The organism is Bacillus sp. MYb78 (assembly GCF_002975115.1).
GTDB classification, from domain to species: Bacteria; Bacillota; Bacilli; order Bacillales; family Bacillaceae_G; genus Bacillus_A; species Bacillus_A cereus.
On record NZ_PCOB01000003.1, the window covers coordinates 372,328 to 391,257 of the forward strand.

The window sequence follows — 18,930 nt, forward strand, 5'->3', positions numbered from 1 at the left end:
AACCAACAACTCCTTTCAAATGAGTAAAAAGATATACAGTGTATTCCTTTTACTCATTATTTACTTTTTTTCACTCTTGTCATTTTAATATTTAACATAATCGTTCCCAATACAGCTCCATAGCCTAATAAGAAACAAATTAGACCTAAGAAAGAACTAAAGAAGAATTCTCTTCCTTTTGGGTTTAAAACAATATTTAGTAGTCCCGCTCCTGAAGCTAATACAGCAATAAAATAGTTAATTGCCACAGAATATTTCGCATCTGTTACACGAGATTTTTTCAATCTATTCTCTTTTTCTAAGATATTTCTTAAATGACGAAGATTTTCAATCGTTGTAGTCTTACTCGCATCTTCCATATAGCTGATAAGCGTAAAGACCAAGCTATTAATCCATACGTTGTCGTACTCTTCACCAAATTGTAAAAGTACCGTTTCTGCATCTCCCGAAATCATTTTACGAGAGATGTTTTCTAATATTTCTCGTAAAGGATTATCACATGAACGAGCTGTTTCATAGATGATACTTTTCATATCTCCATATTTTGAAGAAATTCGAATAATATGGTCAATTGCAGATGGTAATTGTTCTTCAATTTGCTCCATTAAATCTACCGCTAACATTTTTATGATTTTGTTTGCTATATAAAGTAGAAATAAAGGAATCACAATAGCAAGGAAATACTGCTTCACAACAATAAATCCAATCAGAATACAAGCATTCACACCTAAAAATCCATAATAATAGATATCTAATAACCCTTCTTTTCCTTTTTCTATTAAGAAGAATTCTAAGTTTTGATAAAATCGCTTAAATAAACTAACTCGATTTAAAAAGACATCTTCAGCTTTTTTCTTTGTTGTTTTTCCATGTAATTTATCTCTCATGCGTTTTTCATTGATTAAATTTAAAATAACCATCGCACAGATGACAACGGATATAATCAAAATCCCATTTATAATAACTGGTAAGACTTTATCCATTGTAAAGATATTAGATAATTGATTTTTTAAACCACTCATATTAAAATCTGGTAATTGGAACAAGTGAAATACCTCCCTTCTAAATATTGCAAGCCGTAAAAAACGGCTTACAAGTCTTTCATTTCTGACATTGGAATGCCCCATTCGTTTAATCTGCTTTTCAAAGCATCTGACATACGATTTTCTGTTCTTTTGTACTTCCCTACTAATGGGTCTTCTGGGTCAAAGTCCCATTCATACAGACAGTTCATTTTCGTAAATTCATTTTTATCGTTTGTTACGATTTCTGAAATAGATTTAATACGAATATCACGACCAACTTTTCTCATCATAATAATAATATCTATCGCTTTACATAATTTATTTCGAATTTGAACGGTACTTTCGTTTCCTACATCAGGAGAGGACATATACATATCCACACACATATCTAAAAATGAATAATCATCTAATGCATGGGCTGTAAACATATTCCCTCTGGTCTTCAAGTTGGCTTCATATAATTGCTTAAACTCTCCACCACGACTTTCAGGGATGATTACTCTGTCTGCTGTAGTACGTAATGATGTACGTAGAAGCTTATCAAATGTAAAATCTTTTTCTTCATCTACGTTAAAAATAACAACATCGTGACCTTTCAAAACACGTTCTACATCAGTTTCTGCTACAGAAGCAATAACAACTTTTCTCTCGATTTTTTCAGTGTACGTTAATGCATAGTTGATAAATGTTGTTTTACCTGTTCCCATTGGTCCACCAATCCCGATATTTGCTTTCCCACGAACTAAAACATCCATTAATCTATCTATAAAATCATCAACTGTTCCACTTTTCTTCATCATATTCAAGTTAGGAACAAAGTTCGTAAATTTACGGATGTTTAAGATATAGTTTTGACAGGCATCAGGAATAATGATGTTTACCCTGTCTTGATTTGGTCTGGTTGCTTCGACAATCGCATTTTCAACAGCATTTAATTCCTTTTTATTGAATTCAATTACCCTATTAAACACATTTATCAATTCATTTAACGTTTCAAACTCTCTATCATATTCGTATTTGACTCCTTTTTTAATGTAGTAAATACGAGATTTAAAATGTGGAAACGTACAAGCATTCACCATAATCTCACCCATATCAGGGTCATCATCTAATTCTTGTAGAACACCCATTCCATACAAATCAGCGAACAGTCGATACGAAATTTTTTCTACATCTGACTTATCCACTTCATCGGAGGTAATTAATGTTTTTCGAATCTTACTCATGATGTATTTTCTTGCATTTTCATCAATCGTTGATTTCTTTAATAGTTCTGTGTGTTTTTCTATTTCTTTCGTTGTACCCCCTGGGCTCTCCATTTCAAGTTGAATTTCATTTTTTAATCTTCGATATATGACCTCTTCTTCTGGAAGGGTTTCATCTTGTATATCAGATACATATAAATCTACAATTTCTTCATCCGTAAACTCATTCGTTTCATCCTTATAGATAAATTTTACGTTCCCGTATCGTCTATCCAGTGATAATAAACCTGTTTCATACACATCAAATCGTACAATCAGAGCATTACACATATCTTGTACTTCTAAAAATCGAAATGTTTTCCCTACACTATGTTTTAATTCGATAATCTTAAATGCTTCTTCATTATCACGAATTACCATTGGTATTTTTACGTTATTCATGTACATTCACCTCTTTTACTCTATCGCTTCAATAATTTCGGTATATTCATGCTGTTTTTTATTCGAAAACAGTTTGCTTGTCGCTCCAAATTTAAACAGGTTTTGATTATCAATATGTGATTCGTTATAGAAGATAGTGCCAATCACACTTAAATTGTTCTCTCCTACACATCTACTAAAATCAATATTTGAATGTTCATTAAACATGTTAAATAGTAACTTTACAGATACATGATTCTGTTTAAAATGCGTAACTGTTCGAACAGCAGATGGAAGAGCTTCTAAATTATTAAAATTATTTCTTCCAATTAATAGAATTTCATCTCCATGAAATAAAGCGTTGATTGTTCCTGCATTATCAATGTCTGGTGAAACTGTTACAACGATAAAGTCATACATAGCACGTAACAAATCAATCATTTTTTCAACATGCTTTTTCTCAATTAAATTGTAATTCTTCAGTAATTTCGTACCTTTTAATAAATCCACTTTATTTTTCAAGGAAATCATATTCTCTTTAAACAGCTCTTCATTTAAGAAATCCCCATCAATTTTTTCAATTAAATTATCAATTCCATGAATCTTATCTTCCATCGAAAAATTAGCACATAAGTAAGGAACCTTTACATCAAAATCCACTAATGCTACTTTTTTATCAGGGTGTTTTTGTTTATAATAATGAGCAATGCTTGTAGCTGTATATTTCATTCCATTTCCATATAAAATTGGGTAACATACTATCATTTTGCTTGTATTCTCTTTGTTCACTTTTCTCCAACTCCCCTCTTATTTTGCAGGAACAGTGATATTTTCTCCTGACTTGAATGTTTCTTTGTTACCATTTAATTTACTGATTGTTTCTTTGTCCGTTTTGAACTTAATTGCTAAACCATCTAATGTGTCACCTTCTTGTACTTCATAACTAATTACAGACATATTGTTTTTCTTTTCTTCATTTGAAGCTCCTTTTGCTACCTCACTGTTTGGGTTATATCCCCCTTCAGAACTAATCTCTGACGTGTCTAAGCTCATCATTTTTGAGATAATAATTTTCCCCTTTGATTGAGCATCGTAATATTGTTTCACTTCATCTTCCGTTAATTGAAGATAATATTCTTGTTTAGATGGTTGTGTTGCTTCAGGTGCTTGTGCAGAAACCTCAATTTTTTTACTTGCAAATAATGTCTGCACTTCTGATTGCTCTGAATGCTTATTTGTTAGTAACACAAAGACTTTTACGTTATCTGCATTCTTTATGTCTGGCATAAATTCTGATTGAATTTTTATTTTCAACTTTTCATCCGTGTTTTCTTTTTTCGATTCTAAACGTTGTGTTGCAATAGGTTCACCCTTTAACAAACCACCCTTTAATTGAGCTCCTTTAATTTGACTAATATCTGTCACATAGCCTTTTAAAAGACCACCCTTGGCAATATGAACAGGTGTAAACATACTTTCATTTACTTCTGTTTTTGCTTGAATATCCTCTTTTGCGACATAAATAGTTGTTCCAACTTTTTCTTGTTGATTTGCGAGATAGAAGTTCTGATATCCAAACATTAAAATAGCGAGTGTTGTTAAACCCCCTACCGCATATAACATTTTTTTGTTTTTTTGACTATCCAATCTGCCACACCTCCTATGTTTTTTCTCTGCATTTAGCATATATTAAATATCAACATAGGTAACCACTATTTCGGCTCTATGCTGTTCGACCTTCGTCATTATTATATTGACTATAGTTATCACATAAAATGAATGACGAGGATAAAACGAAATAAGATATTTTTCATCTTTTACTTTATTCAATTTTGATTTATCTTATAATTCGAAAGGAGTTGATATCCATGAAGAAAACAAAATATTCACTAACTGCCTCACTTAGCTTGCTAATTCCCTTTCTTTTTTGTATGCCAGTACATGCAGAAGACACACCAAAGTCGGAATTAGATGTGCAATACATGAAACAAAATGAAGAACATGCTCTCATTCAGGTAAACACAACAGGATTAAATGCAATTCGTCTTCCAGATGGAAACATTATTCACCAACAAAAGATAGATTACATTACCTCTCGAAATGGGAATTATGGATTCTCTGACGTGGCTAAAAGTCCAGAGAAAATGGAAAACAGCGTAAACATAGCAGATTTAAGAAAAGAACTATTAGTTACAAATAAAACACAAGTAAAATTGAAGTTAAAAACACAGGATTTACTTTCTGGAAATCATGAAATGCGTTTTAAAAATGACAATGGAAATTGGTCTGTGTTTGAGCCTTTTAAACAAGATAAAGATTGGAATCTATTAGATGAGGAAGGGATACGAACTGTTTCTGTACAATACAAAGATTTAGCAGGAAACATTTCAGATGATGTTTTTGATAGAATCTTTTTAGACAAGTCTGGACCAGAGACTTCCTTTCAAATTAATAATGGAAGCACTTATACAAACACGGAGAATGTGACGCTCTCTATTACAGCAAAGGATAACTATTCTTATCCTTCTAAGATGTATATTAGTGTAGATGGTACCAATTGGATTGAAAAACCATTTAGTGAAAAACTGCCATTCACCTTACCTTTAGGCGATGGTAAAAAAGATGTATATGTGAAAGTAGCAGATGCACTTGGAAATGTCAGTAAAGTGGTCAAACAAACGATTGTTTTAGATAAAACAGTTCCTTATGGCTCTATTGCTATCAATAATGGTGCTCAAATTGTTCCTTCTAAAAAGGTAGATTTATCAATTACATTAGGGGATAAATTATCTGGAATAAATAAGGTGAAAATTATAGATGGAGATAAAGAATATGTACTACCTACTGTTCCAAAAGACAAGATTACTATTCCTTGGGAACTAAGTGGAAAATCTAATGGCCAAGTTACATTAGTATTAGTAGATAATGCAGGAAATGTGGCAAGAATCGAAAGTAATCAAGTTATGTTAGCAACTTTGAATATTACTGAATTCGAATTGTTGAACGTTGTAAATCCTTCACAAACTACATTTAAACCAATTAAATGGGCTTTTGAACCACAGAAAATGATGGCAGGAGGCAATATCGAATTTGCAATTTACTATGATTTATATCGAGATGAAAGAATCAAATCATCACGTATTGAGGGTAAATATACAATTGATATTGTTGGGGATAATGGTTACCATTATACATCTTCTAATCAATATGTGAATGAGCTACCGCTTCCTGAAAAGGGATTTAGCCTGAATACATTAATTCCAGAAAATGCACCAAGAAATGCAAAAGTGTATGTATCTTCTCATTTAAAAGCAACGTTACAAACTGACAAAGGTGAAGTTGTATTAGAAGATAGTTTCCCTGATAAAAATGGAAAAGCACACATTGGTATTGTTGATGGCTTCATTAAAGATAGAATCAAGTTTAATGAAATTAGATAAGAAAAAAGCTACACTCTATGCACGTAGTGTAGCTTTTATAACTATTTAGAAAAAAATAATTGACGAATTAATGCTAATTAATTATAATATAATTAAAGATAAGTAAATATAGAAATCAGGAAGGGTTTGTGATAACTCTACAAAAAAAAGGAGATGATAGTATGTTACAAGAATTACTGGATGGTTATTTAATATTTTTAGTTGCGTACTCTCTATATCGAGTTGTTGTTGCAGGTGTAGAAACTGTTCAAGAAATGCCTGAACTTAAAAAGAACAGAGAACAATACTTGAGAGAGATGGGACGATTATAATTTTTAATCTTCCTTTATATACAGGTAAAGAGACAGAATCTGTCTCTTTTTTTATTTTTCTTTTATTTTCTTTCCTACAATTTTTCCATCTTCAGCTTTTATACGAAGAATCATATGAGGATAGCTTTCTTTTTCTTCTATACTTGTGTTCTTTTCAGGCTCCACTACGTTATAGCCAACGACAATCTCCTTATTTACCTTTCTTACATCAAACAACTCAATACCATATCCAGTTGTGAATTTCTTTCCGTCTGCTATTACAATATAAGTGTATTCTTTATCCGTTTTAGAATGAACACCTTTTTCTTTTGATGCTTTTTCATACCAAGATTTCATTTCACCTTCATTCAATACACTTTCATCTAACAATTCATATTTTATCTCTTTTTGTGTTTTTAACTCTTTGACAGTCCATGTATCTTTTTTCATAAGCGTATTCTCATTAGAACAGCCAACAAATACACTTGTAGTGATAGAGAGTAATAACAATATGCCTAATTTCCTTTTACTTATCATGTATATGCACCTCCATTTTATTCCTATATTATATATTTTATATAGACTATATTCAATGAAAAAACTAAACAAAAAGAGCTGACCCTCTATTCAGTCAACTCTATTTTTATTTGATTCTGATTCGGTTTTGTTTTATCAATCTTAACAACTCTCGTCTTTGTTTCCGAAATGTTTCCTGCCTTATCATATACTCTTGATTTAACAGTCGTAATTCCTTCATTCATAATCATAAATGGTTCTTTATAAAGAGTCCACCCTTTATTAATCGCTCCCTCTAATGTATATTCAACCTTTTGAATACCTGAAGAAACAGGAATTTCTAATCCATTCACCTTTACATTTACTTCTTTTCTATTTCCTGCATTGTCGAATACGACAAACGGATATACACCATTTTGGTCTACTTTAAATTGAACTGATGATTCTCTCTGCTTTGTCCCATTAGGTAATACTATTTCGCTTACACCACTCTGACTATCCGTAGCCTTCACATCAATAAATCCTTCTTTTTTATTCTGAGAAATAGAAACGTTTGTCGAAACCTCTGGAGGAGTTATATCTATTTGATTTATCTGTATGGTTTTGACCGTAACATTCCCTGCTTTATCATACACTTTGAATGTATAGCTTCCATTCGCTTTTATTTTGTACGAAATCTCTTCTTGATTTGTTTGACTGCTATTCGGCAATTCAATTCGGGAAACACCACTTTTACTATCACTGGCTTTTAATTTTAATTCTATTTCCTTATTTGTGAAAGTGTTAGGTATTCCTTCAATATTTAATACAGGATTATCCTTATCTATTAACACTTTTACGGTCTTCTCTGTCTCTTTCCCACGATTATCTAATACTTTATAGACATAAGTGCCCTCTTCACTTAACGTGTCCCTATAGGCGTTCTGGTGCACTTCACGACCATTTGGTAGCGTAATTTTATCTACTTGAAAATCATCATTATCTAATAATTCGTATTTTAAGTCACTATATTCCACTGTGAAATCATGGTCAATGTGAGGAACATCAATTTGTGTCCATGGTTGTAAGTCTTTATAATAATTATCAGGAATTTTGAATATTTCTTCAAAATGAACCTTCCCTTTTCCTTTCAAGTCAATCAACTTAAAATTATTTGCTCTTGTCCATGTTCTTCTTAATGTGTATTCACTCCCAACATTACCCATGTAAATATAAGAAAACCCTACACCTATAGTTTCATTCACAGGTTCTCTTTTTGCATTTATAAACTCCACATTTCCAGTAATTTTCACCCTCTTATCTTTATAGGTTGTGAAGTTTTGCCACATAGGAAGCCAAGAATCTCTGGTATCTTGCTTATATGTCCCTTCATACCCCACATCATTCGTAGAGGAAATCTCTACAGATACATCTTTATTCGTCCAACCTTCCGTAGATGCTTTTATCTCCACTTTTGAAGGAGTGTTAACATTCCCAATTGGAACAACTGAGTATCTGTAATTACCTGCCTTATCCTTCGACACAAAGTTGTATTCTTTATTCTCTGCAAAAGTGTATTCAAATTCCCCTGTTTTAATTCTGTTTCCATTAGGTAATTGCACATAATCTAAACCACTTTCACTATCTTGTACCTTTACCTTTAAAACAAATTGTTTGTTTTGTCTTTTATTTAATTCCTCTCTATTTAACACTTCAAAAACAGGTGGTGTTATATCGGATTCTTCCTCTCTCATTTGAAACGGTTCATTTGTAATATCGACGTCTCCCTTTTCAAACCTTACATAATTAGAGTATAAATAAGAATCATCCCCTGGTGTATCATAAGGCTTTATATCAATGACTTCTTTAGTGATTAATAATGGATAATTATCCTCGGACTTATTGACAACCATCCATACTAATTCTTCTCCTAAATATGTCCCGAATTTAACTTCGTCCCCAATTTTCATGTCTTTTGCCAACATGTTATTGGACAATCTATATTCAGGTTTTAAATGAATGGCAGGGACTACACCTTTTGCTTCTTGAGCACGGGATATTCTTGTAGCTGAATCTTCCCATCCTACTGTTGAAACATTATCTGAAGCTTGTTCAGCATAACCAGTCGATGTAAGCCAAGGAATTGTATCGTTAAAGTAACTATTTTTATTTTTTGCAGATTTACTAATGGATTTCGTTAAGGGGAGTCCTCTTTTTTGGATATAGTCATACACTTCCCATATGTTTAATAAAAACACTTTATCTTTTTCGTTCCGATAAAAATAATCCATCTTTTCTCTCTCTATATTTGGAAGTTGAAACAATAGGGATTGGTTATCAACATGTGCAGGAGGTCTTTGTAATCCACCACCATGTTTCCCACCAGTATTCGCATCATGGAAGTTCACATGTACCCTGTGATTCGTAACAGCTATACCTTCTTGTTCACTCTTTGTAAATGTAGTTAAAAAGCCTGGTTCCATATCGTATGCAGTATTACCTAATTTTTGAGAACTTGGAGGTAGATTGGTATATTTCACTACACTATCAGTACTATTTAACCATTCTCTAATATTAGAAGACCCCCAATATGAACTTCCCCATACATCCCTTCTTAAATATGAGTTTTCACTCCCTACAAGCTTATTTTCAAAATTATCAATAGCATGTGCAGAAATAGGATAACTACTTATACCTAAAGTAACTAAGGCACTTATAATCATAGCTTTATATTTTCTCATAATGTATCCTCCTCCCTAAATCTTTTTATTATTATATCGTTCTTATACAATTTTTAATTCTTACAATAAAAAATAAGAGACCTGACTGTTTAGTCGAGTCTCTTTTTATTCTAACGTAATTAAAATTCCATTGTTTATTGGTTTAGTCTTATCAAGTTTTACCACTTTTGATTTTTCACTCGAAATATTTCCTGCTTTGTCATAAGCTCTTGATGTAATCGTTGTAAGACCTTCTTTTTTCACGAAAAACGGCTCAGTATAATTAGTCCACCCCTTATTTTCTGCACCATCTAACTTATATTCTATCTTTTGAATTCCAGAGATAGATATCTTTTCTAAATCCGAAATTTTAGATGTTATTTCCTTTATGTTTCCCGCATTATCTTTTAATTTGAATGGATATTCTCCATTTTCATATACATTAATTTTCACTGAATCTCCTTGCACCCATTCACCACTTGGTAATTGAATCGAATCTACACCACTTTCATCATCTTTAGCGATTACTCGAATCTCTCTACCAGATTTATCAACATTATGTTTTTCATCTAATAAGAATGATGATTGAATGTGATGATAAGGTTGTAGTTTGTCTATGTTTCGAATGGCTACTTTTTTTACAGCCACATTACCCGCTTTATCATATGTTTGAAATTGATAATCACCATTCGTCTTTGCAACAAATTCAAACGAGGTGCTTGTCGTTTCACTCCCATTTGGTAAGATTGTTTTTGCTACGCCACTTTGAGAGTCAGAAACCGTTACATTCAACTTAACATCTTGATTTGTCCACTTGTCACTTATCCCATCAACTTGAATTGTAGGTAGTGTTTTATCAATCTTTACTTCCACATCTTTTTTTGTTATCATGCCTCGGTTGTCTAATACTTGGTACGTATAATTCCCCTCTTTTGTTAGTGTATCTTTATAACTTTTTTCACCAATTGAATTTCCACTTGGAAGTATAATTTTTTCAATAGCAAAATCATCTTTGTCTAACAATTCATATTTCACATTTGTCCATTTGACTTTATAATTCGTATCCTGTGCATCTACATTGATTTGTGACCATGGAATTAAATCCTTATAATAATAATCAGGAACTGTGAAAACCTGGTCAAAATGAGCTTTCTTTTTCTCTTGCAATTCTTTTAAAGAATAACGTATTGGTAAATGATAATTTTTTTGCAAGTTATATTCTGAACCTGATTTATTGACCGAAGTAAAAACGAATCCCATTCCTGTAAAATAATCTCCTACAGGTTTTTTCGCTTCAATAAATTCAACATCTCCTGATATACGAATTCTTTTCCCCTTATATGTTGTATAATTCGGCCACATCGCTTCTGTTCTATCACGATTATTTTGAATTTTTTCTGCAAAAGCACTCCCTACATCATTTGATGCTGAAATATCTACCGTTACATCTTTATTTGTCCATCCATTTGCAGAAGGATTAATAATTACTTTTGGTGGTATATTGATGTTTCCAACTGGAATAACAAAGTATCTAAAATTACCTACCTTATCTTTTGCAATAAATAAGTATTCTTTATTCTCCGACATTGTGTAAGAAACTCGCTTGTTATACACCTTGTTTCCATTTGGCAAAATGACATATTCTATATCAGATTCATCACTTGCTTCTAATTCAAGCGTAAACTCATCATTACTTCTTATATTCAATTTATCTTCATTTAGTATTTTAAAATCTGGTGGGGTTATATCCTTACTGTTATTAATATTTCGATAAGGTTCTTCTACGATATTCACATCTTCTTTTTGGAAATCAACAACCTCTGAATATTTATAAGCCTCATCCCCAGGAGCATCATAATGTTTTAAGTCTATGATTTTTTCAGATAATAAAAGCGGAAATCCTTCTTCTGTTTTGTTGACAACCTTCCATTCAATAGGAGCCCCATTATAGTTTCCAAATAATAATTTCTCTCCAATCTGAATGTCTTTAGCTATCTTCCCATTCTGAAATCTATAATCTGGTTTAATATGTATAGCAGGTACTACGCCTCCTAATCTATTTGTGTAACCAAATACAAGTGACCTCGATGAATCAGGTGTAATTAAAAATGTCAGGTCGTATCCAATGTTTGCCCTTCCACCACTTAACATCCAATGTTCATAGTTGTTGTAATAACTATGTTTCTTTTGTGCTTCAGATGTTAATTCCTTTGGCAATGACCACCCTCTTTTTTGTAAATAGCTATAAGCCTCATAAGCATTTAAAAGAAATACTTTATCATTTTCCATTTTATAAAAGAAATTTTTATTATTATTTAATAAGCCATTTAAACTAAAGGTCATTGATTGATTTGGATAAGCTACATCTGATTGAGATGTATTCCCTCCATCTTTCACTCCCGCTTGTGCATCTGTATGCGAAACATATACACGGTGTTTTGTAACTGCAATCGCATCTTGTTCTTCCACATTAAAATTTGACAAGAAACCTGGTTCTTTATCATAAGCAAAGTTGCCTAATTTATCTGAAGATGGTGCTTGATTTGTATACTTTATATAAGATTTATCAGTATTTAACCACTCTCTAATATTAGAGGTTGTCCAGTAATTGCTTCCATATGTTTTTCTTGATTGCATGGATGGCTGAATAAGTTCATTTTCTTTCACACCATCTGCATAAATAGGCTGACATTGAATAGTTAAAAGGGAAATTCCTAAAAACGAACTTACTATTTTTTTGAATGTATTCATTTTTAGTCCTCCTCTCGTATTTTTGTTTTCTTTTTAATAAATTCAATTATTTTATTATAGAAATCAAAATTCGAAATCATTCCGATTCTTATTCCAAACCTCTATGAATCCTTATATGTTGACAAGTAATCCAAATACGGTATATGAAATTATACACAAGAAAAGAGCCTTAAAATCAGCTCTTTTATTTCAACTCTATTAAAATTTGGTTGTTAACTGGCTTTGTTTTATCCAATTTAACCATTCTTGTTGATTCTTTTGAAACATTACCTGCCTTGTCATATGTTCTGGACGTAATGGTTGTAAGACCTTCTTTTCTTACGAAAAACGGCTCACTGTAATTGGTCCACTCTTTAGTTTCTGCACCATCTAACTTATATTCTGTTTTTTGAATACCAGAAATAGAGTCCTTTTCTATATTCGTAACATTGGTTGATGTGCTATTTATATTCCCTGCTTTATCCTTTAATTTAAAAGGATATCTTCCGTTTTCAGATACAGTAAATGTCGCATTATCTCCTTTCACCCACTCACCACTTGGCAATTGAATAGAATCCATACCACTATCATTATCTTTTCCTATAACCGTTATTACTCTACGAGTCTTGTCATATTTACCGTTCTCATAAATATAATTCTCCTGAGTCGAAAAAGTAGGGGCTTCTTTATCTATATTCTTAATATCTAAAACTTTTTTCGTTACATTCCCTGCTTTGTCATGTACTTCAAATGTATAGCTTCCATTTTCATATACTTTAAAATTAAAGATATCTTTCTCTACCTTGCTCTCATTAGGGAGAATGGTGTAATCTATACCACTTTGAGCATCAGAAGTTTTTACTTTTATGTTTATATCTGTATTGGTCCATTCCGTTTGAGATTGCTCAAAGTCTATGGTAGGAGATGTTTTATCAATCTTTACCTCTATAGACTTCTCTGTTACCATCCCACGATTATCATGTACTTTATACGTATAAACACCTTCTTTAGATAAGGTATCCGTGTAAACAGAATCCAGTATATCCTTTCCGTTTGGTAACTCTATCTTATTTATTTTAAAGTCATCATCATCCAATAACTCGAACTTTAAATCTGTCCATTTTATTTTATAATCCTTTTTATACACATCAATATTCATACCTGTATATGGCTCGAAATTTGAGTGATAATCATTTGGTACAGTAGAGATAAATTCAAATGTTTGTTGTCCTTGTTCCTTCAGTGTCTTTAGCGGAATTATTTTGGGAATTACCCATGTTTTTACCAAGCTATATTCTGAATCATATTCTTTATTTGAAGCATATGCATATCCTATCTGAGCATTTATCTTATCAACGGATTCTGTAGCATTTAGTAATTCTACAGAACCCGATACTTTTATTCTTTTCCCTTTGTAGGTTGTATAAGTTTCCCAAATCGGATGGTACTTACTTCTATAGTCTTGTGTATAGCTTGTATGTAAACCAACTTGGTTAGAAGCACTAATGTCTACTTTTACATCTTTATTTGTCCATCCATTTGCGTTTCCTGAAGACTTCACCAGAACCTTTGAAGGTGTATTGATGTTTCCTACAGGGACTGTATAATATCTGTGATTTCCTGCTTTATCTTTTGCGATAAATAGATATTCCGTGTTCTCCGAAACAATATATTTAAACGATGAAGACTTTACTTTATTTCCATTTGGTAATTGGATATAATCCAATCCTGATTCGTTATCAGTCACTTTAAAATCTAATGTAAATTCACCCTTTTGGGTCTGATTGATTAATTCTTTATTTAATAATTCGATGATTGGTGGTTGAACATCTTTTTGATCTTCGTTAGGAGTGTACGTTTCATCTATAACACTTACGTCTTCTTTATTAAAGTTTACAGTATCAGAATAAGCATACGATTCGTCACCTTGCGTATCAAATGGTTTGATATCTAATATTTCTTCAGATAAAAGCAATGGATATCCATCTTCGGTTTTATTGATAACTTTCCATTTAATAGGTACATTATTGTATATACCGAAATTTAATACATCACCTATTTTTAAATCTTTTGCCATCGTCCCATTCTTTAACTTGTATTCTGGCTTTAAGTGAATGGCAGGTACAATACCTTTTGAATTGTTTGCATTTCTTCTTCTGACACTTGCGTCTGTTATTCCATCAATCGTTATGAGAGCTTCGCTTCCTACATCTTCTCCTCCACTTGATGTATACCATTCAATAGAATCTTCGTAGTAATTTCGTTTTTGTTTCGCCTCATTTGAAATGTTTTTTTGCAAAGGTGTACCTCTTTTTTGCAAATAATTATAGACCTCATATACATTGAGCAGGAACACTTTGTCATTTTCATACTTATAATAATACTTGTCACGATTCAAGACTAACCCACTTTGGCTAAATGTAATAGATGGATTGTAGTACCTAAGTAGTGGGAGTTTTAAATCCCCTCCATCATGAACACCTGACTTTTTATCAAAACCTGTAACATTGACTCTATGCTTTGTAATAGCAATTGCGTCATATTCTTCTTTTGAAAAACTATGTAGAAACCCCGATTCTTTATCGTAAGAGAAATTTTTCATTTTCGCTGATGTTGGTGGCTGATTTGTAAATTGAACATTCTTAGCATCACTATTTAGCCATTCTCTTATATTTGAACTCGTCCAATATGAACTCCCATATAATTTTCTACCTGATGCAGACTGTTCGATTATGAAATTCTTTTTAGGACTTGGATTTTCTTCAGCATGTATATGCACAGGAGCTAAACAAGATAATAATGCCCCTATTGATAAAAGTGCTATGTTTTTTTTAAACAACATCATCACCCCCGTTTCTATTTCTTTACTTATTATATAAATTTTTACCAACTATAGTCAAAATAAAAAGAGGGGGGTTAGTACCCCTCCTCTTAATCTTTCCCTATTATCTTTACCTGAATATCTTTATTCTGCCAAGTAGATGGAGCTTCTATATCTACCGATGGGTTTTCATTATCAATGTTAGAAACAATGATGGACTGTACAGTTTCATTCCCACCTTCATCTACTGCTTTAAAGTAATAAATCCCATTTTCTTTTACAATGAAGGTTGCCTTATCATTATTAATCCAATCTCCGTTTGGTAAACAAATTTTGATTACACGACTATCTTTATCAGTGGCAATCACTTGTAAGGTCATTTCTTTATTGGTCCACTCTTTCGTACTTGGTGTAATGCTTATCTCAGGTGAGAATTTATCCTCATAGTGATAATGAGCTACTTCTGAAATATTACCTGCATTATCAACACTCGATACATGAATATAAAACTCTTTTTTGTTTGGAACATCGAGTTGATAAGAAGTGCTTGTCGTTTCTATTTTTTCATCGGGTATGGTATTTGGTTTTTCATCAATAACAATGGAATATCCTCTTAACCCTGTTTTTACTTCCGTTTTTACAACATTAGATGTTAATTGACTTTTCGTATCACTACCTTTAGCTTCTACATAATATTCATAAGTAGTTCCCTTATCAACAGATTCTTTAAAATTGATTGTTGCCGTATCATCTAAATTCAGCGTCACTTTGTTAATATCAGGCTTCGAAGGGGCATCCACATCTTGACCACTTCTATCATCTAAATGCGTATCGGACGTTAATTGAGCTAAATAGAACAGCGTATTCGCTAACACCTTTTGTTCATCAGGTGTTGCTTGCCCATTAGAATGACCAGTTTGAATAATAGCTGTGTTATTCCATGTGTGTAAATAAGCATTTGTATTACTATTTAAGGAATCATCAACTGCACTTCCCGTAATAGGATTACCCCAACTGTTTCCCACGAATTTCATCCATGTATCACCATTAAAATGAATATTCATTGTATGGGCCATTGGAATTTTTAATTCAGTTCCTACATTACCTATTTTCCATGGATACTCTAATAACAAGCCCTTTTTTGTAATTGCTATTTTTTCACTACCAATCCCTCTGAATTTTGTAGGGTCTGATACATTGAAATCATCTTTGACCGCATCAAAGAAATCAACTGAGGATGAAATTTTTGTCATTACATCATGACCTGCGAGTACCCCTTTTCCTCTCCGCTCAAAATCCTTTATTGCCTGTATACTTTCTTTTCCCAAAGGGCTCCATCCGTTTGCATCATATGTACCTATCATCATTACATCATATTTATCTTTTCCTTTTTCATCATATATGTAGGAATTGGGTGATGAATTGAATTCTTCTTGCGTTACTGCATCTACTTCAATAACTCCCATCCCATAACCTTTGCTATTTTCGGAATTAGATTCTTCCATCCATTTCTTTAAACTGGCTGATACAGGCATTACGTTTCGTTTGCCATCTCTATCTATAAAATCAATTGTAGAAAGTGTTGTATCTTTCCATTTAGTAGGGTAGATGTTTAATACTTTTACTTTCTTTTTATAATCAGTAGCAGAAACACTTTGAAATTCTTTTTCTCCATCTTTTTTCTTAAATACTTTATACGTATATGGCTCCGATTTTCCACCTTCCCAAGTTAATTGAACCATATTCTCTTTATGATTCGCTTTTGCTTCTAATATTGGGATTTCAATCGGAATATGAGCTGTTTCACTTACATTCCCTTGATTATCTATAGCCTTTATATGTAGAAATTGTTTTTCGTCTTTGATATTTCTAAATGAAATATTTTCATCCGTTATGTTTATTGTATTTCCTGGTTCAGTTTTTGGATTTTTATCTAATACATAACTATAGCCTTTTATCCCCGACATTACTTCTACTGATTTTTCTGTTGAAAAAGGTGTTTCTCCATTTTCAGATATACCTTTTATCTTGTATTTGTAATTCGTACCTTTATCTTTAGGCTTATCGAATTTTACATTTAAGTTTTTGTCTTCTTTCACTACGGTTGCCTTCATAACTTTGTTCGGTTTTTCTTTATCAATCGCATTCATATCCTCAAACTCGGAACCATATCCTTCATATATCTTCGAACCATCTCTTTGCAACTGAACTTTTGTAGCATAACCTACCTTGATATCATCCACGTAAGTATTTCCATTTTTAGATTCTATTTGTTGCCTCAATTGTCTTGGATTTTTTGACCAATCTATATCTGGATAATCTGTTACATTGCTATTCATATTAATAATTTGCCAACCTTCACTATGCTTTACTGTTTTTGTTGCAAATCTAATGGGTTCTCCAATATTTCTTTCTTTCCATTTTTCACCTTTTTTAAAACTACCTTTAATAGGTGCATTTAATGTTACCGTATTTGTATCTTTATCAATCTCTCTTACACTTAAGTTCTCTTTTTGGTCATACGGGTCTGTATCTGACGTAATACGGGTGCCCAATCCAATTCCTGAAACTGTATTCAGTTTAAATGTCTTTGTTCCAGGTAGTACATCTTCTGCAAAATAAATGTTCTTATATGTAAAAGAATTTCTATATGTCCAATCTGTAAAAAGAGAAACCGTCCCTTCATTGTCCGTTTTTACTTTTACAGAAGCAGAAACAGGCTTTCCATTCGGCAAGGCTATAGGGTTGTATAACCAAGTATGGTTCCAACTTGAAGTTATAGCATATGGCCACCATACTGAATTCCCTTTATCAGGGAAGGTATTCGGTGTCATATACGCACCTGCACCTGCATACACGTTTTTCTTTTCATTAACAATTCTTTGCCCACCGTCACCCAACCCATTACCGCCTTCATAGACGAATTCTGGTTTTGGTGATTCATTTTCTTCATAACCAACTGTCCATAATACATCACTATCTAATATTTCAGTTGCCCAATCCGCTCTTGCATGTAAGCCATTTTGAGATACACTCAATTCGGGAATTCTGGACATTAAATATAAATCTTTTATTTCCTTGTCATCTGTCCCACCGTTAAATATGTTAATCTCATCTAAAATACTTTCTCCATCTAATCCATACTGATTATCGTAGCTATATCCGCTAATTACTAACTTGTTGTTCCAACCAACTTTTTCAGAGAATTGTTTCCCTCTTACTTGAGATAAATTTTGCTTTACTCCATTTAAATAAAGTTTGTTTTTATTTACATCACTTCTATTAAATACTGCCACAACATGGGTTAATTCATTTGGTTTTATCTTGTCTTGAACACCAAATACGTCATCATTGTTTGTATTAAAACCAAAAGAACCTTCTATGAAATATAATGAATATTCTTCAAAACCAATAGGCATAAACATATCTTTCTTCCCATCCCATTTCATCCAAAATGAGAATGTTAATTCATCCTGTTTTTTTATGTCTAAATCTGATAAAGGAATTTCTACTTTGTCACCATTTGGTTTTAATCCCTTATTCCTACTCCCTGGTTCAAAGTTCTCTTTTCCTTCATTTGTTTTATAAACTTTTCCAGTCACTGTATTTTCTATCTTTTCTTTATCAAAATTCATTTCAAGTATTTTTCTTTGATTGTAATATTCAATATCCCCATAACTGGAAGCTTGAACAACTTGAGGTGAACTTACCATAGCCGTTAGCATTGTAATTGCTGATATGATAAATGTGTATTTTTTCATATTTATCGCCTCCTTCACTCATT

11 protein-coding genes are annotated in these 18,930 nt (G+C 32.3%); 2 read left to right on the forward strand and 9 right to left on the reverse strand.

Annotated elements, in window-relative coordinates; genetic code table 11:
• Positions 1–56 precede the first annotated feature (56 nt).
• The 4 genes from CQ064_RS09775 to CQ064_RS09790 are packed head-to-tail and all read right to left on the reverse strand — an operon-like array spanning position 57 to position 4,297.
• Positions 57–1,046 carry a type II secretion system F family protein gene (locus CQ064_RS09775; protein ID WP_000487173.1) on the reverse strand — a complete coding sequence of 330 codons (990 nt, stop codon included), beginning with the start codon at positions 1,044–1,046 and terminating at the stop codon, positions 57–59.
• 44 nt (positions 1,047–1,090) lie between these two features.
• On the reverse strand, positions 1,091–2,671 hold the full coding sequence (locus CQ064_RS09780; RefSeq protein WP_001066995.1) for an ATPase, T2SS/T4P/T4SS family: 1,581 nt from the start codon (positions 2,669–2,671) through the stop codon (positions 1,091–1,093).
• Between the two features lie 15 nt (positions 2,672–2,686).
• Positions 2,687–3,439 (reverse strand): CpaE/TadZ family protein, encoded by a 753-nt coding sequence (locus CQ064_RS09785; protein WP_001031299.1) that lies wholly within the window; start codon positions 3,437–3,439, stop codon positions 2,687–2,689.
• A gap of 18 nt (positions 3,440–3,457) precedes the next feature.
• Positions 3,458–4,297, reverse strand: coding sequence for a LysM peptidoglycan-binding domain-containing protein (locus CQ064_RS09790; RefSeq protein ID WP_000378198.1), 840 nt, complete (start codon positions 4,295–4,297; stop codon positions 3,458–3,460).
• 221 nt (positions 4,298–4,518) lie between these two features.
• Between CQ064_RS09790 and CQ064_RS09795 the strand changes: the two genes are divergently transcribed.
• Both CQ064_RS09795 and CQ064_RS33530 read left to right on the forward strand, forming a co-directional pair.
• The gene (locus CQ064_RS09795; RefSeq protein ID WP_000751600.1) at positions 4,519–6,090 is read left to right on the forward strand and encodes a hypothetical protein; all 1,572 of its coding nucleotides are present in this window, start codon (positions 4,519–4,521) and stop codon (positions 6,088–6,090) included.
• Between the two features lie 161 nt (positions 6,091–6,251).
• On the forward strand, positions 6,252–6,401 hold the full coding sequence (locus tag CQ064_RS33530; protein WP_000938781.1) for a hypothetical protein: 150 nt from the start codon (positions 6,252–6,254) through the stop codon (positions 6,399–6,401).
• 51 nt (positions 6,402–6,452) lie between these two features.
• Here CQ064_RS33530 and CQ064_RS09800 read toward each other — a convergent pair whose 3' ends face one another.
• The 5 genes from CQ064_RS09800 to CQ064_RS09820 form a co-directional block, all read right to left on the reverse strand.
• A complete protein-coding gene (locus CQ064_RS09800; protein WP_000624051.1) occupies positions 6,453–6,917 on the reverse strand; it encodes a protease complex subunit PrcB family protein in 465 nt (154 codons plus the stop codon).
• 86 nt (positions 6,918–7,003) lie between these two features.
• Positions 7,004–9,616, reverse strand: coding sequence for an OmpL47-type beta-barrel domain-containing protein (locus tag CQ064_RS09805; RefSeq protein WP_001233875.1), 2,613 nt, complete (start codon positions 9,614–9,616; stop codon positions 7,004–7,006).
• Positions 9,617–9,721: 105 nt separating this feature from the next.
• Complete coding sequence (locus CQ064_RS09810; protein WP_001091317.1) at positions 9,722–12,346, reverse strand: OmpL47-type beta-barrel domain-containing protein; 2,625 nt, start codon at positions 12,344–12,346, stop codon at positions 9,722–9,724.
• Positions 12,347–12,530: 184 nt separating this feature from the next.
• Entirely contained in the window at positions 12,531–15,167 is a 2,637-nt protein-coding gene (locus tag CQ064_RS09815; protein WP_003320086.1) for an OmpL47-type beta-barrel domain-containing protein, read from the reverse strand.
• Positions 15,168–15,256: 89 nt separating this feature from the next.
• Positions 15,257–18,907, reverse strand: coding sequence for a hypothetical protein (locus CQ064_RS09820; RefSeq protein WP_000760947.1), 3,651 nt, complete (start codon positions 18,905–18,907; stop codon positions 15,257–15,259).
• Between the last annotated feature and the right edge of the window lie 23 nt (positions 18,908–18,930).